Here is a 21782-nt window from a genome sequence, read left to right on the forward strand (position 1 = left end):
CGGGCGTGCCTCACCAATAATGTCATTATCCAGACCCGCCATGATTTTCAGCAGCGTAGACTTACCGGAGCCGTTCAGACCCAGTACGCCGATTTTGGCGCCAGGGAAAAAAGACAGAGAAATATCACGCAGAATCTGACGCTTGGGCGGAACAATCTTGCCCAGTCGATTCATAGTGAAAACGTATTGTGCCATGTAAATTTACCTCGTTTCAGTTGCCGGCAACGCTACTCAAAAGCCGCGCGTAAGGCAACCGCAGTGATCAACAGCCATGTCCGTAGCGAAATAAAAACCGGCGGTAGCCGTACTTAACAGCAACGCCTGACGACACTGCGCCAGACCCGCCCGATTATTTGCCCTAATTGTAACTTATTCTGCCGGCAACAAGTCTATTGCCTGAGATTCACATAACCGGGAAGATATATACCTGATCTGGCGTAATTGCACCGCAGTTGCTTCATAATCCGACAGAATCGTACCGTCATAGCAGCTACTTGTGCCATTAAGAGCATGCCGGGTGTCTGTTTAAGGCAAAAAGAAAATCCGCATCAACGCGGCAGGCTCACAGCCATTGGCTATTCCGCGCCAGCGCATGCATAAACTGCGACGCAGTGCTTAATACAAACGGTTTAACCCTTCCAGACTCAGGCTATACTGAGATTGCACACAAAAACTTCAGGGGATTGAAGGCGCGAATGCGAAACAATACGTTTTCATCAATGGATCAGAAGGAACCGCGTTTTTCCGGTCTGCTGAATATTCCGTTATTCGTGCTCAGCTTCCTGATGCTCTCCGCGGTTCTTGGCTGGACCAGCTGGCAGTCGTACCAGCAGGAAAGGATGATGCATACCTCCGAAGTCCGGCAGACGCTGACTAATTACGCCCAGCAGGCAGGCCAGCTGGCGCAGGCCGGAATCTCTGCCAATATCACCTTCGTTAAAGCCTACAAAGAACAATTTGTGCAGGCAGCTGCCGGTAGCCAACAGGCCCGCGATCAGCTGTGGGCTGAAATGCAGCAGCCGATTTTCAGTATCAGCGGTTTTATTCTGTTCGACAGCGACGGCAACTATCTCTTTCAGCGAGGTGATTCGCTCAGCGTGAATGAAGTCGCTGATATTTATGTCAATCTAACACTGAGTGACGACCAACACGGCCTGTTTCAGTTGCGCTATGGCGTAAAAGGCGGCTTTTACGCCTTCACCCGCTTTACCGCCAGCAACGGCAAAAGCTATGTACTGATCAGTCGCCGGGAATACGGCCAGCTGTCGCAGATTATTTACGACGGCCACTTTCCCGGTTTTGAAATGCTGCTGATCGACAACCGCACCGAAAGCATCAGCATTCGCGCGCAATATTTTGCCGACTCAGAAAATCAGCCGCCACTGACCAGCGCAGAAAGTAACGCCTTTATATTCCGCACCCATATTCCCCACACGCATTGGGATGTCGCCGCCCTGCCGGTAAAAGACAGCACCAACCCAGGCATCACTGAACGATTGCTGTCGCCGCTGCTGATTTTAGGCACCTTTGCCATCCTCACCGTTATTCTGTGGCTGGTCATGAGTCGCCAGCAACGCAAAGCAAAAATGATTCAGGCCAGTCAGCGACAAACAGAACAGCGTGCAGACCGGGTACTGGCATCCATTGATGACGCATTAATTTCAACCAATTCACAAGGCGTTATTGATTACGTTAACCCCAAAGGGGCCGCGCTGTTAATGGAGCTCGGCAGCCGTGAATTTATCGGTAAATATCTGTCCGCGGTATGGCCGCATAAACAGGCATTATGGAACCGCGGACTTTCGTCGGAGGAGCTGGAAATGCTGGCCGACAGCGGCCGGCGCATGGCCATCGCGATAGGTAAAGAAGAGCGCATTCTCGAACAGCAATACAACCCACTGTACGAACAGAAAAAAATCAGCGGCATTGTCTGGCTGCTGCGTGATATTACCGATGCTGAACACGTCAGCCAGGCCATGCTGAACAGTCAGCAACGCTACAAAGCACTGTTTGAAGAATCCGGTGTTGCGCACTGCGTGATTGATCTGTCAGATTTCCACGGCAATATCCGCGACCTTAAAATTGTACAGATTAATGATTCTGCCGTACGAATGTCCGGCGCGCCGGACCGCGACTATCTGCTGAAGAATTTTTCCCATCTCGATACAAACAGTGAAAACCCACAATTTATCGGTGCACTGCAGCGTGCCATAGAGTTGCAATTACCCAGCACCGAAGTCGAAATACAGCTGCATTGTTTTGACGGTGTCACCCGGGATTTCTGGATCAACCTGAGCCTCCACTCAGGGCAGAAAAATCATGTTCTGATCACACTGATGGACATTACCGAAAGCAAACAGGCGACCAATCAGATCCGCGAACGGGAAGTTTTCTGGTCAAGCATCACCACCAGCATGCCGGATGTCATTTATGTGATCGATATGGATGAAACCCTGCGTCCGAAAACCGTTTACCGTAACCGTGATGTATCGGTCATGCTTGGCTACCCGGATGAAGTCCGCGATGGCACCACCAGCTGGCTGGATTTTGCGCCGCCGTCACAGCTGGAAACTATCAAAAAGAATATCTGGGGCAACCGCCATATGAAGCCCGGCGAAACCCGTGAAGCTGAAGTTGTGTTCCTGCACTACGATGGCAGTGAGCGGGTATTAAAATCCCTCGATACGCCGATCCGCTTTGACGAAAATGGTCTGGTCACACGCTATATTGGCAGTGTCCGCGACGTAACTGACGAAGCCCGCAAACGTCAGCAGCTGATTGATTCTGAAAGCCGTTATCGTTTGCTTGCTGAAAATATCAGCGACGTTATCTGGGCTTCCGATCTTAACCTCAACTTTAACTTTGTAAGCTCCTCGGTCGAACGCCTGCTCGGTTATAAACAGGACGAACTGCTGGGTGAAGGTGTAAAAGCCATTTTCCAGCGCAGTGATATCCGCGGCATGGTGCGTGATATGCGCGCCATGCTGGAAGACGCAAAAACTAATCCGCTTCGTTGCGGCAATGAAAAGGGTCAGATCCGCTTCGATATTCAGGCCACGACCAAAAGCGGTGAATCCGTTTTACTGGAACTGCAGGCATCACCACTGTGGAATGAAGACAACGAACTGGAAGGTATTCTCGGCATCTGTCGCGATGTCGGCGAAGCCCGTGCTCTGGAACAGGAGCTGAGACTGGCAGCGGAAGTATTCGCCAACAGTAACGAGGCCATCATCATTACCGACAGCGACATGCACATCGCCAACGCCAACCGCGCTTTCCACGCCATAACCGGCTTCCCATGTGACAACGTGATTGGCAAAACCCCGGACTTTCTGATTTCCCGGGAACGTCACGGTACTACCTTCCTGGATAATATCCGTCATGCCCTGGTGAATGATGGCTATTGGCAGGGCGAAGTGTTTTACCGCTGCATGGATGATGAAATCCGCACTGGCTGGGCCGGTATTACCGCCATCCGCGATAAAGATCAGCAACTGCAGAGTCTGATCATCATTATGTCGGATATCACCGAACGCAAAGTGATTGAAGAACGCATTCATAAACTGGCGTATTTTGATCCGCTGACCGGCCTGCCAAACCGTACGCAGATGCATGAACGTCTGGACAGTATGATCCGCCACGCCAAAGACGCAGATCAGTGTGTCGCCCTGCTGTTTATCGACCTCGACCGCTTCAAACCGATCAACGATTCCATGGGCCATCCGGCCGGTGATCAGGTACTGAAACAGGTTGCCCAACGCCTGCAGGAATGTACCAAAAAAGACGATCTGGTCTGCCGTATGGGCGGCGACGAATTTACTCTGGCAATCGGTGGACTCAACGACAGTAATCAGGCCAGTGATATGGCCCTGAAAGTTGCCGAGCGGATATTACACACCCTGAATAAACCGTATCTGCTGCAGCAGCGGGAAGTCTTTATCAGCGCCAGTATCGGTATTTCCGTTTTCCCCCATGATGGTGACGACGTGCTTGAACTGCTCAAATATTCAGATATGGCCATGTATTACGCCAAGAATATGGGCCGCGATAATGTGCAGTTCTTTGATGAAAAAATGAACGCCAAAGCGGTTGAGCTGATGGAGCTGGAAAACGACCTGCATCAGGCACTGGCACGCAATGAACTTGAGCTGTGGTTTCAGCCTCAGTATCAGGCACTCAGTGGCAGCGTAGTCGGTGCCGAAGCGCTGTTACGCTGGAACCATCCTCAAAAAGGTCTGCTGCCACCGGGCATTTTTATTCCGATTATTGAAGACACAGGCCTGATCGTCCCCATCGGCGAATGGGTATTAAAACAGGCCTGTAAAAAATTCGCCTTCTGGCAGCAACATGGTCTGGCCGTTAAGCGCATTGCGGTTAACGTTTCCGCCCGTCAGTTCAAACACGATGGCTTTATTCAGGTGGTAAAAGATGCCATCCGCGATGCCGGTATTCAGCCATATCAGCTCGAACTGGAACTGACCGAAAGCATTCTGATGGATGACGTGTCGCACACTCTGGGCGTACTGACGGCGCTGCGGAAAATCGGTGTCCGCACGGCCATCGACGATTTTGGCACCGGCTATTCTTCGCTCAATTATCTGAAGCAGTTCCCAGTGGATATTCTGAAAATCGACCGCAGCTTTATTCAGAACCTGCCGCAGAATATGGACGACGCGCAGATCACCCGCACCATTATTGCCATGGCCCACAACCTCGGCATGGGCGTGATAGCTGAAGGCGTGGAAACCTCTGCCCAGCAGGAGTTTCTTATTTCGGCAGAATGTGAAGAAGTTCAGGGCTTCCTGTTCAGCCGGCCACTGCCGGCAGAGCAACTGGAAGAATTACTGCAATTGCCCGCTGCCACTCACTGAAGTGGCTGATCCTGTCTGCTCATAAAGCACTCAACATTGGGCCTTCCCATAGCGGACGGCAGGCCCATCGTGAAGGGATTTCACACCCATAGTGACAGCTTCTCATGTGCCATGCTGAACAGTTTGCGCTAGAATGCCCGCCTTTCCGATTTGAACCAGATCTTACCCCTTAATAAAGAGGACGCCCTGATGTTTAGCCGTGATATGAACATAGCGGATTTTGACCCGGAACTGTGGTCCGCGATGAAAGCCGAAGATGCCCGTCAGGAGCATCACATCGAGCTGATCGCCTCCGAAAACTACACCAGCCCACGTGTCATGGAAGCTCAGGGCTCTCAGCTGACCAACAAGTACGCCGAAGGTTATCCGGGCAAGCGTTACTACGGTGGTTGTGAACATGTTGACGTGATCGAGCAACTGGCCATCGACCGCGCCAAAGAACTGTTCGGTGCGCCGTATGCCAACGTACAGCCGCACTCAGGTTCGCAGGCCAACGCCGCGGTTTACTTCGCGCTGTGTCAGCCTGGCGACACCATCCTGGGCATGAGCCTGGCGCACGGTGGTCACCTGACTCACGGTGCTTCCGTATCCTTCTCTGGCCGTATCTACAACGCGGTTCAGTACGGTCTGAATCCGGAAACCGGCGAAATCGACTACGCCGAAGTTGAGCGTCTGGCCCGTAAACACAAGCCAAAAATGATCGTTGCCGGTTTCTCTGCCTACTCACGCGTCGTTGACTGGCAGCGTTTCCGTGACATCGCCGATGAAGTTGGCGCTTACCTGTTTGTTGATATGGCCCACGTTGCTGGTCTGATCGCTGCCGGTCAGTACCCATCACCGGTTGGCATCGCGGACGTCGTCACCACCACCACCCACAAAACCCTGCGTGGTCCACGTGGCGGTCTGATTCTGGCCAAAGACGATGAAGAGCTGCAGAAGAAACTGAACTTCGCTGTATTCCCTGAATCCCAGGGCGGCCCGCTGATGCACATCATCGCGGCTAAAGCAGTGTGCTTCAAAGAAGCCATGAGCGCAGAATACAAAGAGTATCAGGCGCAGGTGCTGAAAAATGCTCAGGCGATGGCGAAAACCTTTATGGAACGCGGCATCAACATCGTGTCCGGCGGTACCGACGACCACCTGTTCCTGGTAGATCTGATCGGTAAAGAGTACACAGGTAAAGACGCTGACGCTGCTCTGGGCCGCGCCAACATCACTGTGAACAAAAACTCTGTGCCAAACGATCCACGCTCACCGTTCGTAACCTCTGGTCTGCGTATTGGCTCTCCGGCCATCACCAGCCGTGGTTTCAAAGAAGAGCAGGCTATTCAGCTGACTGGCTGGATCTGTGACGTGCTGGACGGTCTGGAATCCGGTGATTCCGCCGCCGCCGAAGCCGAAGTTCAGGCCAAAGTAATCGCTCTGTGCGAACAGTTCCCGGTTTATAAATAAGCCTGAACTGATGTAAAAAAGCCCGCTCCGGAACCATCCGCCGCGGGTTTTTTTATACATCAGTAAAAGTACTGATGTTCCGTTTGTCATTAAAATGTCACTGGAATGTCATAGCATCGCCAGATTACAGTTCTGTTCCCACGCTGTTCATATCCGGAGAATAACTATGTCTGATATGCCCAAGCCGTTATCTGAAACTGACCTCAGCAACATGCTCAGCGATGCTGAAAGCATGCTGGATGAAGCCTCCCACGGCTTCTGGAGTCTGTCCCGCCTGCCGCGTCCTGAACTCTGGCAACAACACCCCTGGGCCGATGAAGTCTGTGGCTTCTGGGTTATCGCCGTGATGGGCAAATCCTGCATTTACTACAACGACCTGAGCAAAGGCTTCTGCGTCGGACAGTTCAGTAAATGGGGCATCATTGACGATTATCAGCCAGCCAAAACCAGCCTGCCGGAACGCCTCAACGGGCTGTTTGCTCAGCGCTCTCTGAGCAAGGCCTGACGGCGAACATGACCCACTGGCGGAAAATCACCCCGCCAGTCCTGGGGTCATAAAACAGGCTATTTCCCTGCTGCAGGTGCAGTTCTGCCATTTCTGCCAGTGCACTGCTGCGCCAGATCCCCTATCTCACCCTGTGCCCTCTGCCACGTATTTCCGCCACGCGATCAGCCACGTTATTTTGTCCGGCTGTTACCTCCCGCCCTTATCTCCCGCTGGTTAATCTGAGTGCGTTAACTCTGAACTCAACGCTAAACCTGTCAGCTGCCCACAGCTGCCATAACGATAATAAACAGGATAACCGGAGGTCGGTATGACTCACTCAGCCTCAGCGAACAGTGAACACAACGCGTGCAACATCACATCAGCGTCAGCACCAGCATCAGAAAAACCAGTAAAGCGCATGACCGCAGGCGAACGTGCCGGGATTCCACCACGGCGTATGGATTTCGAATTCGCCGATAACACCCAGCGCTACTGGTATCGCAACAGCCCGTTTCTGACCACCTTCTGGAGCACATTGTCAGCGCTGTTCCCGGAAGGGGAAACCTTCTTCGTCGATTCGGTGCGCAACTACCGCAAAGACATCACCGACCCGCTGCTGAAAGATCAGATCACCGGCTTTATCGGTCAGGAAGCCATGCACAGCAAAGAACATAAAGCCTTCAATGACCTGGCGGAGAAACACGGTCTGCCCGCGGGCAAGCTGGATAAAGAACTCGGTGTGCTGCTGCGCTTTGCCCGGCGCACACTGCCGAAGAAGCACCAGCTGGCAGTGACCGTCGCACTGGAGCATTACACCGCGATTCTGGCTGAACAGTTACTGCGCGACCCGTCTCATCAGGCCAATATTCAGGACCCGGAAGCACTCAAGCTGTGGATGTGGCATGCGCTGGAAGAGAACGAACACAAAGTCGTGGCATACGATGTCTACCGCCAGGTCGGCGGCGGCTATCTGCACCGCATCCTCACCATGCTGGTCGTCACCCTGTTTTTCTTTGCCGTCGTTGGCTCCGGCCACCTGCGCCTGCTGGCTGCAGACAGAAAACTGTTTGATATCAAAGGCAATCTGAAAGGTTTCTGGTATCTGTGGGGGCCGCGCGGCCTGTTCCCGAAACTGCTGCCGCAGTACCTCGACTTCTTCCGCCCGGGCTTTCACCCAAGTCAGCACGATACTGTTCAGCTGCTGGACGATTGGCGCGAAAAGATGCTTCGCCCGGGCGGCATGCTGGCCGACCAGATTAAGCTGCGCAGCGCCGGTTAAACTTCTCTGAAAACAGGCCTGTACGAATAATTGCTGAGAAATTCGTACAGGTCTGCCACCTGCTGCGGCATCTAACAATAGGGTCAATTGCGATAGACTTTGTCCCTCTCCTCCCCATACTTCTCCAGACCAATTACGCCATGCGCATTGCCTGTTTCCGTTGCCCCTCGACACAACACCGGGCGCTGACAGGGATGGCGTCTCAGAAGATGATAAGGAGTTCGTTATGCCACTGCCCAAACACCTTTCCGTGCTGGTTCTGACCGCAGCTATTGCCGCCTGCAGCGGTGGTGGCGGAGGCGGCGGTGGCTCCGATAACGACGATACGCCGGAACCGGAAGAACCGGCACCAACCGAACAGGTTGACCGTGTCAGCCTTACCGGTCTGGCCATTAAAGGCCTGGCCGTCGGTGCTCTGGTGGAGCTTTTCCCGCTGAATGAAAGCAGTGGCGATTTTGCCAGCACGCCGGTCGCTACCGCCACCACAGATGCCCGTGGTCAGTACAACTTTGATTTTGAAGACAGTACGCCGCCATCTGGTCTGGTGAAGCTGGTGATCCGCTATCAGGATGGTGCGGAATTGCAGTGTGACAACCTTAATTCTCCGGATGGAGATGCTGACGCCTGTTATGTTGATGGCGGTAACGTAGGTGTAGGCGAATTCTACCCAATGCCAGCGAACTTCCGCCTCGAATCCGTGGCTAACTTCGACAGCACTGTGATCGACGAAGAAGGCTCCCGTATCATCAATGTGACCGCCATCAGCTATCTGATGAGCGCCCTGCAACAGGCCTACGGCGGTGACTTTACCCCGGCCGAGCAGGCTGCCCGGGCCGAAGCTCAGATCCGCGCCATTTTCGGTATGCCAGCCAGCACCGATCTGACCGGTGATACTCCGGATAACCTGGTGGATGATGCCGACGAAGGCGACGATGTGTATGGCGCCCTGAACGCAGCCTTTGTGCGCATTGCGAAAGACAGACCTACAACGGTCGATGTCGTTATCGACGACTTTATCGCCGCCATTACCAGCAACGGTGAAGTCGGGCAGATTTTGTGGAAGTCCGCAAACGACGTGCCCACTCTGCAGGCACTGATTGACAGCGCTGTAGCCCTGGGCAACACCACCACGGAGTTTGATGCCATTCAGGCAGAAATCAACGCCATCGAAGAGAACGACACCTACACCAACAAAGTCCCACCGGTCGTTACTCTGGGCAGCAACCGCACCGTCGAACCCGGCGCCAGCGTAACGCTGAGCGCCAGCGCCATTCAGGGCATCGCCGGCCAGAGTATCGCCTACAGCTGGAGCAGTAATGCCCCCGGCCTGACCTTCGGCACCTCTGCCAGTACCACCTTCACCGCTCCGCTGACCGAAGGCAATTACCGCATCACGGTGCAGGTCACAGATGGCGTAACAAACCTGCAAAGCTCATCAGCCATGACTCTGAGCGTGCAGGCTCCGACCATTGTCGGCTCCGCGCTGGATGGAAACTACCACATCAACTATGCCTCGCGCCGCCTGGAACTGCGCGCGACGCCTTATGCCATCCTGCTGCGTAACGAAACGGAAGACGGCGGTGTCTTTAATATCAGCACGGATGGTGACGGTTCTGTTCTGCAGGAAACAGCTGACTTCAGCGACACCAGCTCCATCATTGAAGGCAATCTGTCTGACCCTAACTTCCCGGATATTTATACCGAAGTCTTCAACGAACCCGGTGATGGCTTCTCGGCACCACTGGCGGTTAAAGCCTCTGGTATTGCCACTATTAATGTGCCGGAAAGCGCCGAAGTGGAAGCGGAATACCATATCGACAGCGCCTTTACCCTGCGCCTGATTCCGGTCAGCCAGGATCAGAGCCTGTTCTTTGGTTTTGGTGCCCAGGGCACGCTGGACTACGCTCTGGTGAATGGCCAACCGGATCTCACCGATCTGCGCTTCAGTGGTATGGAAAACCTGAATCTGGCCCTTGGCCGGGTGAATGACCAGACCGGCAGCGATATTATCCGCGATGCGGCCTATAACGGCTTTGAGCTGGAGGTGGGGGTACGCGACAGCGGCGAAGGTACACAGGTTGAAGTAAATGCCTTTGACTCACGCTTTGACTTTGATGCTCAGGGTAATCTGCAAGCCACTGAAAATGGCAATGTCGAAATGTTCGGTCGTCCTGGCGTGCTCGGCTATATGAATCTGGAAGGGTTTTTCGACAACCAGTCCCTGCCGGAAGCGGAAACCTACAGCTTCAATCAGGGTCGCTTTGTCTCGGATGAGCCGCAGGCTGGAATCGATGATGATGGTGCTTATACGTCAGCCCTGCTGGCATCCGATCAGTCAGCCATCGTGCTCACTTCACTGCATTGGAATAACGACGTAACTTCAGACCCGGGCGCTACGGATTTCTCCGCTGGCACTCAGTTTTACAGCGCCAACAGCGTGGCGGTTTTCCTGCGCTCTCCGGAGCAGAACATCGACCTCGGTGGCGCCTCCTTCTCGGTCGGTTCTCAAAGCTACTTCAGCCTCTATGATGATTCCGTTCCCGGTTATTCATTCGGTATCCGCAGCGAATACGGCACCCTGACGATAGACGACAGTGGCAGCACCCCATTATTGACTCTTACTCTGAGCGGTAAGCGTGCCACGGCATACCCTGACAGCACGGCGACCGACGGCCTGCGCTACTCAAAAACCTCATCGGCAGGCACGCGTACGCTGGAATTCTCACTGGCCAGCGCCGTCACTGATGCTGAGGGCTGCCTGACCGTGCTGACCGACACGCCGGAAAATGGAGCCCGTCTGTGTACCGATGGTGATACGGTAATCATGCGTCATCACTCGACCACCGACGTGTTACCGGCAGGGGATACCAACTATGCCATTGCCCTGATCGTCGGCACCCGGGTTAACTGATCGACTGGTTGATCTGTTAGTTGGCTGGCTGGTTGTACGACCGGCCAACCGACTGACCAACTAAAAGACCAACAAATCGTTAACAAAACTACCCCATACCAGCGCGTTCTGCGCTGGTACTTCCCCCCTTTATCCCTTAAAATCCGCGCTCTCATTCATCGAGCCGCTCTTTACCAGTTATGCATTGCCCTTTCTGTACACATCAGGAAACCAAGGTTATCGACTCACGTCTGGTGGCAGACGGCGAGCAGATACGTCGTCGCCGGGAATGCATCAGCTGTGGAGAACGCTTCACCACCTTCGAGACCGCCGAACTGGTGATGCCACGCATCATCAAACAGGACGGCACCCGCGAACCCTTCAACGAAGATAAACTGCGCTCCGGCATCCAGCGTGCGCTGGAAAAACGACCGGTCAGTGTTGAAGATATCGAAGCCTCCATCGTCCGTATCAAACAGCAACTGCGTGCCTGCGGCGAACGTGAAGTTGCCAGCCGTATGCTGGGCGAGTGTGTGATGGCCGAACTGCGTCAGCTCGATCAGGTCGCCTATGTGCGTTTTGCCTCGGTATACCGCAGCTTCCAGGATCTCGATGAATTCCGTGCCGAAATTGAACGTATTTCCGCACCGTCTGCTCTGAGCGCTTCCCGCGAGGAAGAAGCATGAGTCAGACGCACGAATTTTATATGGCCCGCGCCCTGCAACTGGCAGAGCTGGGGCTGTACTCCACCAGCCCGAACCCAAGGGTCGGCTGTGTCATCGTCAAAGACGGTGCCATCGTGGGTGAAGGCTGGCACCAGAAAGCCGGTGAACCTCATGCCGAAGTGCATGCCTTACGTATGGCCGGAGAGCAGGCCCGCGGCGCGACCGCTTACGTCACGCTGGAGCCATGCAGCCATTACGGCCGCACCCCGCCCTGCGCTGAAGGTCTGATCAAAGCCGGCGTCGCCCGTGTGGTCGGTGCCTGCTCCGACCCCAACCCGTTAGTGGCGGGTCGTGGTTACAACATGCTGCGTGAGGCCGGAATCGAGGTGATTACGCCCTGCCTTGAAAGTCAGGCAATCGCCATCAATAAAGGCTTTATGCAGCGTATGCAGACCGGCCTGCCCTACACCCGGGTTAAGCTGGCACAAAGTCTGGATGGCCGCACCGCCATGGCCAGTGGCGAAAGCCAGTGGATTACCGGTCCTCAGGCCCGGGCTGATGTGCAGCGTCTGCGTGCGCGCAGCTGTGTAGTGCTTACCGGTGCGGATTCCGTTCTGATCGACAACCCGTCGATGACGGTGCGCCCGCAGGAAAGCGGCATTGAGCAGGAAGAACGTCTCTGGCGGCAGCCGCTGCGCGTGATCATCGACGGTCGCCAGCGCCTGCGCGGCGATGAACAGATCTTCGCCCAAAGCGGCGATATTCTGCTCGCCGTCAGCGACAGCACGGCCGTGAACATTCAGCGTGACCCGGCACTGGGTCAGCTGAGCATTTGGCAAAGCCCGGTCGGCGCAGACCACAAAGTGGATCTCAGCGCGCTGCTGCACTATCTGGGCGAACTCGGTCATAACGAAGTATTGATCGAAAGCGGAGCCCAATTGGCAGGCGCATTTGTGCAAGCCGGACTGGTGAATGAACTGGTACTCTATTGTGCACCAACGTTACTCGGTAGCAACGCCCGTCCGCTGCTATCCTTGGGGCTGAACAGCATGGCGGAACAGATCCGCTGGCAGTGGGCCGATGTACGCAAGGTCGGTAACGATCTGCGCCTGACCCTGACTCAGCCCGGCTGAGAAAAACGGCAGCCCGGCGCGGTCACACATAACGAAGTTTTAACACAGGGCCGGCAATGTAACAGGCCGGAGAAGCAGGATGTTTACAGGAATTATCGAAGCCGTAGGCTCAGTAAAAAGCGTCGAGAACAAACAGGGCGACCTGAAACTGCGTATTCATACCGCAGGACTCGACCTGAGTGACGTCAAACTGGGTGACAGCATCGCCACCAACGGCGTGTGTCTGACCGTGGTGGAATTACCCGGCGACGGCTTTGTCGCGGACGTATCCCGTGAATCCATTGCGCACACCTGGATCGACCGCTGGAGCAGTGGCACCAAAGTGAATCTGGAAAAGGCCATGACCCCCAGCACACGCATGGGTGGCCACATTGTTACCGGTCACGTGGATGGTGTCGGCACCATTAAAAAACGTTCCGCGGACGCCCGTTCCATCCGCTTTACCGTCAGTGCCCCTGAGCATCTGAAAAAATACATCGCGGCCAAAGGCTCCATCACCGTCGATGGTGTCAGCCTGACTGCCAATGATCTCGGCAGCGAAGGATTTGAGCTGAACATTGTGCCGCACACCGCCAGTGAAACCACACTGATCGACCTCAAAGTCGGCAGCCCGGTGCATCTGGAAGTGGATATTATCGCCCGTTACCTGGAGCAACTGCTGACATCCGGTAACGCAGGAAAAGAGACAGACAGCAGCGCCGCCAACTCAGGACTGAGTCAGGCGTTTTTAATGCAAAACGGATTCTGGAAATAACAGGTTTATTATGGCTCTTAGCAAGATCGAAGACATTATTGCTGATGTTCGCGAAGGTAAAATGGTCATTCTGATGGATGACGAAGACCGCGAAAACGAAGGCGATATTATTGTTGCTGCAGAAAAAGTAACACCGGAAATCATCAACTTTATGGCCACTGAAGCCCGTGGTCTGATCTGTTTGCCATTAACCGGTGAGCGTTGTGATTTCCTTGGTCTGCACGCTATGGTGCAAAGCAACGGGGCCAAATTTGATACGCCATTTACCGTATCCATCGAAGCCGCCGAAGGCGTGACCACAGGTATTTCTGCCGCTGACCGTGCGCGCACCATTCTGGCCGCGGTGAACCCGATGGGTAAACCGGAAGACATCGTACAGCCGGGTCATATCTTCCCGCTGCGCGCCCGTCCGGGCGGTGTATTAAGCCGTGCCGGTCACACCGAAGCCGGTTGCGATCTGGCGCGTCTGGCAGGCCTGATTCCGGCCGCAGCCATCGTTGAAGTGATCAACCCGGATGGCACCATGGCGCGTCGCGCCGATCTGGAAAAATTCGGCGAAGAACACGACATCAAAATCGGCACCATCGCCGATCTGATTCACTACCGTCTGGCTAACGAAAAAACCGTTGAGTCCGTTGAACAGCAGACAGTAACCACCGAATACGGTGAATTTACCCTGCACACCTTCCAGGACAGCATCCAGAAAGAAACTCACCTGGCGCTGACCATGGGTGACATTACGCCGGATGAGCCAACGCTGGTGCGTGTACAGACCAACAACCAGCTGCGCGACGTACTGGGCCTGCGCAAAGACGGCACAGACAGCTGGTCCAGCGGTGAAGCACTGCAACGCATTGCCAAAGAAGGTAAAGGCGTACTGGTGCTGCTGTCACCGGGTCAGACAGAAAACATCGAAGACGCTCTGGACGACTTTTTTGGCCGTGCACGTAAAGTGCGCAGCTCCAATAAAGACAGCTCCGGCGCCTTCCTCACTGTGGGCACAGGCTCACAGATTCTGCGCGAACTGGGCGTAAAACAAATGCGCCTGCTGAGCTCAGAAATGAAATACAGCGGTATCTCTGGCTTTGAACTTGAGATCAGCGAATACATCCCTTACGAGACCGGAAAATAATCATGAAACAGATTGAAACCATTGAAGGAAACCTGACCCCGAACGACGGTAAATACGCCATTGTTGTTGGCCGCTGGAATGCGTTTGTTGTTGAAAGCCTGCTGGAAGGTGCCGTTGACTCCCTGATGCGTCACGGTGTGGAAGAAAGCAACATCACCATCATCCGTGCACCAGGCGCGTTTGAAATTCCACTGGTTGTGAAAAAAGCAGCAGATTGCGGTAAATACGATGCCGTTATCGCACTGGGTGCAGTGATCCGTGGCGGTACACCACACTTTGAATACGTTGCCGGCGAATGTGTTAAAGGCCTGGCCAGCGTTTCTCTGGACGCGGGTATTCCGGTTTCCTTCGGTGTTCTGACTGTCGATACCATCGAACAGGCAGTAGAACGCTCAGGCACCAAAGCAGGCAACAAAGGTGAAGAAGCAGCAATGTCTGCTTTCGAAATGGTTGCCCTGCTGAAAGCCATGGAGGCCTGATTGCATGTCACGCACATCCGGCAATCAGAAAGCCAGCCCGGCGGCACGACGCAAAGCGCGTCGTTTCGCTGTGCAGGCGCTCTACCAGTGGCAATTGGCAGGTGCCAACCTGGCACAGATCGAAGCTGAATTCCGCGCAGATAACGATATGAGCAAAGTGGATATGGAATATTTCCACGACGTGCTGCACGGCGTACCACGGGAAAAAACCGCCCTGGACGAAAAAGTCGCTCCCCTGCTGGACCGTCGTATGGACGAAATGACGCCGGTTGAATTATCCATCGTACGTCTCGGTGCCTTTGAAATGATTCACCGCATCGACGTGCCATACAAAGTGGTAATCAACGAAGCAGTTGAGCTGGCCAAAACCTTCGGCGCAACCGATGGCCACAAGTTTATCAACGGTGTACTGGATAAACTGGCACAGCGCGAACGTTCCGTAGAAATCCGCGGTCCACGCGGCTGATAAAAAAGCGGTGGTAAAACACCGGCTGAAAAGGAAATCCTATGAGCCAGCAAAGCTCCGGAGAATTTGCTTTAATCAGGCAGTATTTTTCCAGTGGATTTCCACGTAATACCAACACCCGCCTGGGTGTTGGTGATGACTGTTCGGTTATCACCCTTCCCCACGGTTTTCAGTTGGCGCAGAGTATTGATACTCAGGTGGCCGACGTACATTTTCCGGCTGCCGCTCCGGCAGATTTAATTGCCCAGCGCGCATTACGTTGCGCGGTATCCGACCTTGCTGCCATGGGCGCAGAGCCTCAGGGATTTCATCTGGCCCTCACCTTACCGGACGCAGATCCACAATGGCTGCAATTATTCAGCGAAGGCTTAAAAGCCGCCGCCAGTGCCTGTCAGATCGATTTATTGGGTGGCGATACGACATCCGGCAAAACCCGGGTGATCACCATTGCCGTGCAAGGGATTGTGCCTGCTGATCAGGCTCTGACGCGCAGTGGCGCACAAGCCGGTGATGATATCTGGGTATCCGGCGTCATCGGGGCATCGGCCCTGGCATTGCCACGGGTATTAAAAAATCCGGCGGAAAACTCGCCCACAACCAAAGCCTATTATTTCCCCGAGCCGCAGATTAAAGCCGGCATGGCACTGCGCACACTGGCCAGCAGCTGTATGGATATTTCCGATGGTTTAATCCAGGACGCCGGACATATTGCCCGTAATTCTGCACTGTCGCTGGAGATTGATGGCGACCGTATTCCCCTGCCGGAAACAGCCACAGCAGAAGACTTTCATACCTGCATCAGCGGCGGTGACGACTACCAGCTGCTGTTTACCGCAGCCGCCAGTCAGCGTGAAACATTGCTCGCATTGAGCGATCAGTTTCCGCAACTCACACGCATAGGAACAGTGGTTGCCCTGAATGCTGATAAGCCGGTACGGCTGCTGGTATCGGGGGAAGAACAGCCATTACACCGCACCGGCTATCAGCATTTCTGAGTCAGGCTCAGGCATAGGTATAGGCCCATAAGGCTTAACTGAGATGCCCTTAAGCGCGTAACAGAGCCTTGGCCAGACGCTCGGATAACTGCTCTTCCGTAAACTGAGGCTCATTGGGCGGATACAGGCTGTCTTCGTCGAACTGATAGCCATTGTCCCGCGCCAGTGCGAACATTTCTTTCATTTTTACACAGGCTTTTAACTGTGCACCCAACTCTGCATCCTCTTTTGCTTTAGTAGCAAATGCAGTGATCTGATCCAGCGACATAATATTCTCCTGTTAACGGTAATACACAGGCTTTGCAGCCAATACAGGCTTCAGCAAATAACAGACCGTGTTGGCGTTTCCGCCCACAAAAGAAAACGCTTTATCTATCAGACAGTTAGATTTAAATACGGAAAAATCTCAGGTACCGCTTGTACGATCCCGGACAGAACTGCGGCAGAAACTGCACAGTCGCGTCGATTTTGTCAGATATTCCACATAAGGATACCGACCTCTATCTCCATATAGAGCAACAGAGAGAGCAGAAGAGAAAGCAGCACAGAGTTTATTAGAGAGATCAGAAAAAGGGGCTGAAAGAGAAGCTGGAAAATTGCGGCAAAAACAGACATAAAAAAAGCCTGACAGCGAACCTGTCAGGCTTTTGTGATGACCGCAGAATATCCGCAAATCAATCAGCTTTGCACACGATCTCTGCGACGCAGCAGAGGTGCGGCAACACTCAACAGCAATAACCAGCTGAATGCACCGCCAGAGCTACCACTACGGCTCTTACCGACAGTGCCTGGCTCTGGATTTTCCAGCAGATACACCAGGTTTTCCAATTCAGTCAGCTGATCACTGAGCTGATCCAGCGTTGCCTGCTGATCGGAATAGACGTTCATATCTTTAACGCTGAGCAGATCCATATCATTCAGCGCATGTGCGACATGTGCCAGACGACGCAGGTTTTCGCCGTTACCCAAAGCCACGGTACCCGCCAGTACTTCTGCACCACGGCCAATGGCAACGCCATCGGTCCGATCAAAGTAAATACCATTAAAGAGTTGAGGAACCACCTGATAATTACAGTAAGGCGTCTTCCACTGCCCGCCCTCAGGAATAACGCCTACGACCACGATATCCATATCATCCGCCGTTGCCTCTGACGGATTAGGATAAGGAAAATTCGTTCCTTTCTGATAGCACATGTAATTCGGTGCGGTACCATCACTCAGATAATAAAGAGTCCCGATCGTAGTGCGCTCAATAGCAAAATAGTTAGCTCCGCCGTTGGCGTAGGAATTGGCAACCAGCACCCAACTATCGTTAATGGTGTATTCATAATAGTAGTCTGGCCCTTCAACCCGCACGGGTTCAGCGATCGTACTGGTGTCGGTCAACCGCACCCGCAGATTATTTTCTTTCAGTTTAAGCGGCGGATGGCTGTATAACTCACCGGATACACAGTCCTGCCCAACGCATAGGCCACCCTGAACAATCGCGTCATCGCTGATTATTCTGTCGCCAGCCGCATTGCCGGATGCAGAATACAAGAGCACCGCAGCCATAGAGTAAAAAGGTAATAACTTCATCTTAATTACCTTGTGCTGCCAGTGCTTCAATACGGGCAGTCAACGCATCAATACGGCTCTGCAACTCAGCGACCTGAGCATCCACTGCTTCGGTATTGATGGTCTCTTTGTAAGCATTGAACTGACGCAGGTTCACAGCATCAGTATCTTCGGTGCCATCAGCCACGAAAGTAACGCGGCGCTCTTCCCCCTCCGCACCAACCGATACCGCTCCGCTTTCTGCAACCGCCCCGACACCCAGCGCAACATCGCCATCTGCGGTAATTTCCAGCACATTTTCCGCGCTATCCACATTTTCAATAAAGAAAGAAGGTGCCGCACCTGTGTTGTCGTCGCTCACACCCAGACGCCAATCAGTGCTGGGAAATGCACCTGAATTACTGGTGTCCTGGAACACGATCTGTGGTGCATCCGCTTTCAGGCGCACGGTGTCCATCTGAAAATCTTCACCATCAATACAGGTAACACCCACGCACAATGAATTCTGGATGGATGTATTTTCTAAGATGACCTCATCAGCGGCAGCAGAAAGCGATACAAACAGAGAAGAAATCAACAACAGTCAGGCATTCATTTTTTATTGGCTCCGGAGGGTAAAATACAGCGATCCGCCAGCAATATTCCGCTAATGGAATACCCAAACGATCCGCAATTAAAATCGCCGCGGATCATATAATCAGCTACCCGGTAAAGAAAGCAGAACAAAGCCGTTTTGAGTGACGTTTGAACAACAATGGCCAATAAAGTCAACTAAAGAAGAATTGATCCTGAATAGCACCCGTCAAAAGTAGGATAAACCAAAGTACAGGCAGGTTTTGAAGCGCAAAGCCAGAAAAATCATTCCGCTGGAAAAATAAAAGCCAGAAACAAAAAAGCCGGGAATGATTTCCCGGCCCACTAATCAACACAAATAATTAACATAACTATTAATTAAAAATTTTAAGCGTTTACCGACGCCAGGTAATCCCGCGGTGATAAACCGTACTGCTGCTGGAAACGACGGGAAAAATGACTCAGGTTCACGTAACCAACGTCATAGCAGCTCTGGGTAATGCTGTGCCCGGCAGCAATCAGTTCACGCGCCTTTTCCAGACGACGCTGCTGAATGTATTCCATCGGTCCGGTACCCATCACATGACGGAACTGCTCATACAGTTTACTGCGCGACATACAGGCAACTTTGCACAGCTGCTCAATATCAATGGCATCAGCCAGGTGCTGATCAATATGGCGCACCACATCCGTCATGGCACTCATGGTCGGATCATTGCGCGCGCAGTGCAGTAAGAAGTTTCTGCCCTGCTGGCGCAACATACGCGTTAATAATTCCGTTACCCCCAGATCCAGCACCAGATCGCGGTCACTGTCGTGGCTGACGAAGCTGTCGACGATTCGCACCAGTAATTGCTGCGTCGCTTCGGTGTGAAACATATGCAACAGGTGATCGTTACCCGGATTCCATTCACCGAGTTCTTTCGGTAGCGGGTTTTTCTGATTCAGACGATCGCAGACTTCACGTAATTTATTGCGGCTAATACCTAATGCCAGACAGGTCGTCGGACATTCTTCGGTGGCCTCCGGGAAATCAATGTCCACGGTTTCCCCCGGCGCCATAATAAATGACTCGTGCGGCAGGAAGGTGGCATTGAAATGTTTTTTACCGTGCAGCACTTTTTTGCCGGTCATCATGCCGCAGTACAGAATTTCTTCAGAATCCAGCCGTACCCGCTCTGCCGCGGAGAAAGTGTCATAAATCGAAAGATCAGCATCGTGACTTTCAAACACAGTACGGTTTTCTACCATGGATAAGGGGCCAGATCCGGCCAGCACAGAATGCCGGTTGGATGTAGCTAATTGCGCCAGTGTTTTGTAAGACATAACAGCTCCTGACTTTAATAACAGCAGTATCTGCTTGTTTTTCTTATTTTTTGTTACGAATCCGTACTTTTTTAGTGATTTGTATCCATTTGCAACGCCGGACAATCAGCAAAGTAAAACAGACTGTCAGGCAAGCAGGTGGTAATAAGATCACATAGCATATGCTACCTCAAGCTCTGCTACTGATACCTAAGTATCGGTGGCAGAAAATAAGAATAAGGAGCAACAACATGATCTACGCAAATCCCGGCTCGGCCGATTCCGTCGTTACATTCAAACAACAGTACCAAAACTTTATTGGTGGCGAATGGGTAGCCCCGGTTAATGGCCGTTACATGGACAACGTAAGTCCTGTAAACGGGCAGGTTTTCTGTCAGGTTCCTCGCTCTGACGGTGCTGATATCGAGCTGGCGCTGGACGCTGCTCACCGTGCTTTTGAAAGCTGGGGCAAAACCTCAGTTGCTGAACGTTCCAACATCCTGCTGCGCATCGCAGACCGTATGGAACAGAACCTGGAAACGCTGGCGGTAGCAGAAACCTGGGACAACGGTAAAGCCGTTCGTGAAACTCTGGCTGCTGACATCCCACTGGCTGTTGACCACTTCCGTTACTTTGCCGGCTGTCTACGTTCTCAGGAAGGCACCATGGCAGAGATCGACGAAACCACCGTTGCTTACCATATTCACGAGCCTCTGGGTGTTGTTGGTCAGATCATTCCATGGAACTTCCCACTGCTGATGGCAGCATGGAAACTGGGCCCTGCACTGGCAGCCGGTAACTGTGTAGTAATGAAGCCAGCAGAACAGACTCCTGCTTCTATCCTGGTTCTGGCTGAACTGATTTCTGACCTGCTGCCAGCCGGTGTTCTGAACATCGTAAACGGCGTAGGTGAAGAAGCTGGTCAGGCTCTGGCCACCAGCAAGCGTATCGCTAAAATCGCTTTCACCGGTTCTACTCCGGTTGGTCAGCACATCCTGAAATGTGCCGCTGACTCTCTGATCCCAAGCACTGTAGAACTGGGCGGTAAGTCTCCGAACATCTACTTCGAAGACGTTATGCAGCACGAAGATGATTACCTGAGCAAGTGTGTGGAAGGTATCACTCTGGCGTTCTTCAACCAGGGTGAAGTATGTACCTGTCCTTCCCGTGCCCTGATTCAGGAAAGCGTCTACAAAGACATTATCTCTCTGGTCGTTGAGCGCGCTGGCAAGATCATCCGCGGTAACCCGCTGGATACCAACACTCAGGTTGGTGCTCAGGCTTCTGAAGAGCAGTACGAGCGCATCATGAACTACATCTCCATCGGTAAAGCCGAAGGTGCTGAAGTTCTGCTGGGTGGCGGCATCGAAGCTCTGGAAGGCGACCTGTCCAAAGGTTACTACATTCAGCCAACTATGATGGCTGGCCGCAACGACATGCGTATCTTCCAGGAAGAGATCTTTGGCCCGGTTATCTCTGTAACCACCTTCAAAGACGAAGCAGAAGCTCTGGCTATTGCTAACGATACCGAATTCGGTCTGGGCGCCGGTGTATGGACCCGCGACATGAACCGTGCTTACCGCATGGGTCGCAACATCCAGGCCGGTCGTGTATGGACCAACTGCTACCACATGTACCCTGCACACGCAGCGTTCGGTGGTTACAAGAAATCCGGTATCGGCCGTGAAACCCACAAAATGGCTCTGGAACACTACCAGCAGACCAAGAACCTGCTGGTCAGCTA

General features: G+C 53.3%; 18 protein-coding genes. 13 read left to right on the top strand and 5 right to left on the bottom strand.

Going from position 1 to position 21782, the window contains the following annotated elements; all coding sequences use genetic code 11:
* A partial coding sequence (locus B2Z72_RS16915; RefSeq protein ID WP_414716709.1) for an ATP-binding cassette domain-containing protein occupies nt 1–174 on the bottom strand: 174 nt, incomplete at its 3' end.
* Between the two features lie 545 nt (nt 175–719).
* Between B2Z72_RS16915 and B2Z72_RS16920 the strand changes: the two genes are divergently transcribed.
* The 12 genes from B2Z72_RS16920 to thiL all read left to right on the top strand — a co-directional run bounded on the left by B2Z72_RS16920 (nt 720) and on the right by thiL (nt 16603).
* A complete protein-coding gene (locus tag B2Z72_RS16920; RefSeq protein WP_296982592.1) occupies nt 720–4871 on the top strand; it encodes a sensor domain-containing protein in 4152 nt (1383 codons plus the stop codon).
* A gap of 189 nt (nt 4872–5060) precedes the next feature.
* Nucleotides 5061–6323, top strand: coding sequence for a serine hydroxymethyltransferase (gene glyA, locus B2Z72_RS16925; protein WP_296982591.1), 1263 nt, complete (start codon nt 5061–5063; stop codon nt 6321–6323).
* A 166-nt stretch (nt 6324–6489) separates the two neighbouring features.
* Complete coding sequence (locus B2Z72_RS16930) at nt 6490–6828, top strand: hypothetical protein (RefSeq protein ID WP_296982590.1); 339 nt, start codon at nt 6490–6492, stop codon at nt 6826–6828.
* A 310-nt stretch (nt 6829–7138) separates the two neighbouring features.
* Nucleotides 7139–8089: a metal-dependent hydrolase gene (locus B2Z72_RS16935; RefSeq protein ID WP_296982589.1), complete on the top strand. Its 951-nt coding sequence runs from the start codon at nt 7139–7141 to the stop codon at nt 8087–8089.
* Between the two features lie 226 nt (nt 8090–8315).
* Nucleotides 8316–11000 carry a PKD domain-containing protein gene (locus tag B2Z72_RS16940; protein WP_296982588.1) on the top strand — a complete coding sequence of 895 codons (2685 nt, stop codon included), beginning with the start codon at nt 8316–8318 and terminating at the stop codon, nt 10998–11000.
* Between the two features lie 179 nt (nt 11001–11179).
* Nucleotides 11180–11665, top strand: a complete 486-nt coding sequence (nrdR, locus tag B2Z72_RS16945; protein ID WP_296982587.1) for a transcriptional regulator NrdR — start codon at nt 11180–11182, stop codon at nt 11663–11665.
* The gene (ribD, locus tag B2Z72_RS16950; RefSeq protein ID WP_296982586.1) at nt 11662–12777 is read left to right on the top strand and encodes a bifunctional diaminohydroxyphosphoribosylaminopyrimidine deaminase/5-amino-6-(5-phosphoribosylamino)uracil reductase RibD; all 1116 of its coding nucleotides are present in this window, start codon (nt 11662–11664) and stop codon (nt 12775–12777) included. Before nrdR ends, ribD begins: the two co-directional genes overlap by 4 nt.
* Before the next feature lie 79 nt (nt 12778–12856).
* Nucleotides 12857–13531: a riboflavin synthase gene (locus tag B2Z72_RS16955; protein ID WP_296982585.1), complete on the top strand. Its 675-nt coding sequence runs from the start codon at nt 12857–12859 to the stop codon at nt 13529–13531.
* A gap of 10 nt (nt 13532–13541) precedes the next feature.
* Nucleotides 13542–14663, top strand: a complete 1122-nt coding sequence (gene ribBA, locus B2Z72_RS16960) for a bifunctional 3,4-dihydroxy-2-butanone-4-phosphate synthase/GTP cyclohydrolase II (RefSeq protein WP_296982584.1) — start codon at nt 13542–13544, stop codon at nt 14661–14663.
* 2 nt (nt 14664–14665) lie between these two features.
* Nucleotides 14666–15142 carry a 6,7-dimethyl-8-ribityllumazine synthase gene (ribE, locus tag B2Z72_RS16965; RefSeq protein WP_296982583.1) on the top strand — a complete coding sequence of 159 codons (477 nt, stop codon included), beginning with the start codon at nt 14666–14668 and terminating at the stop codon, nt 15140–15142.
* 4 nt (nt 15143–15146) lie between these two features.
* On the top strand, nt 15147–15608 hold the full coding sequence (gene nusB / locus B2Z72_RS16970) for a transcription antitermination factor NusB (RefSeq protein WP_296982582.1): 462 nt from the start codon (nt 15147–15149) through the stop codon (nt 15606–15608).
* A 41-nt stretch (nt 15609–15649) separates the two neighbouring features.
* Entirely contained in the window at nt 15650–16603 is a 954-nt protein-coding gene (gene thiL / locus B2Z72_RS16975) for a thiamine-phosphate kinase (protein ID WP_296982581.1), read from the top strand.
* A 49-nt stretch (nt 16604–16652) separates the two neighbouring features.
* Here the strand turns inward: thiL and B2Z72_RS16980 are convergent, their stop codons facing one another.
* The 4 genes from B2Z72_RS16980 to B2Z72_RS16995 form a co-directional block, all read right to left on the bottom strand.
* Nucleotides 16653–16871 carry a Nif11-like leader peptide family natural product precursor gene (locus B2Z72_RS16980; protein WP_296982580.1) on the bottom strand — a complete coding sequence of 73 codons (219 nt, stop codon included), beginning with the start codon at nt 16869–16871 and terminating at the stop codon, nt 16653–16655.
* Between the two features lie 410 nt (nt 16872–17281).
* The gene (locus B2Z72_RS16985) at nt 17282–18181 is read right to left on the bottom strand and encodes a hypothetical protein (RefSeq protein WP_296982579.1); all 900 of its coding nucleotides are present in this window, start codon (nt 18179–18181) and stop codon (nt 17282–17284) included.
* 1 nt (nt 18182) lies between these two features.
* A complete protein-coding gene (locus B2Z72_RS16990) occupies nt 18183–18653 on the bottom strand; it encodes a hypothetical protein (RefSeq protein ID WP_296982578.1) in 471 nt (156 codons plus the stop codon).
* A 467-nt stretch (nt 18654–19120) separates the two neighbouring features.
* A complete protein-coding gene (locus tag B2Z72_RS16995) occupies nt 19121–20059 on the bottom strand; it encodes a helix-turn-helix domain-containing protein (RefSeq protein ID WP_296982577.1) in 939 nt (312 codons plus the stop codon).
* 230 nt (nt 20060–20289) lie between these two features.
* On the opposite strand from B2Z72_RS16995, the gene B2Z72_RS17000 reads away from it, so the two are divergent.
* Nucleotides 20290–21782 (top strand): aldehyde dehydrogenase family protein (locus B2Z72_RS17000; protein ID WP_297005367.1); only part of this gene is annotated, 1493 nt, incomplete at its 3' end.

This window comes from Thalassolituus sp. UBA6592 (assembly GCF_002433655.1).
GTDB lineage: Bacteria > Pseudomonadota > Gammaproteobacteria > Pseudomonadales > Oceanobacteraceae > Venatoribacter.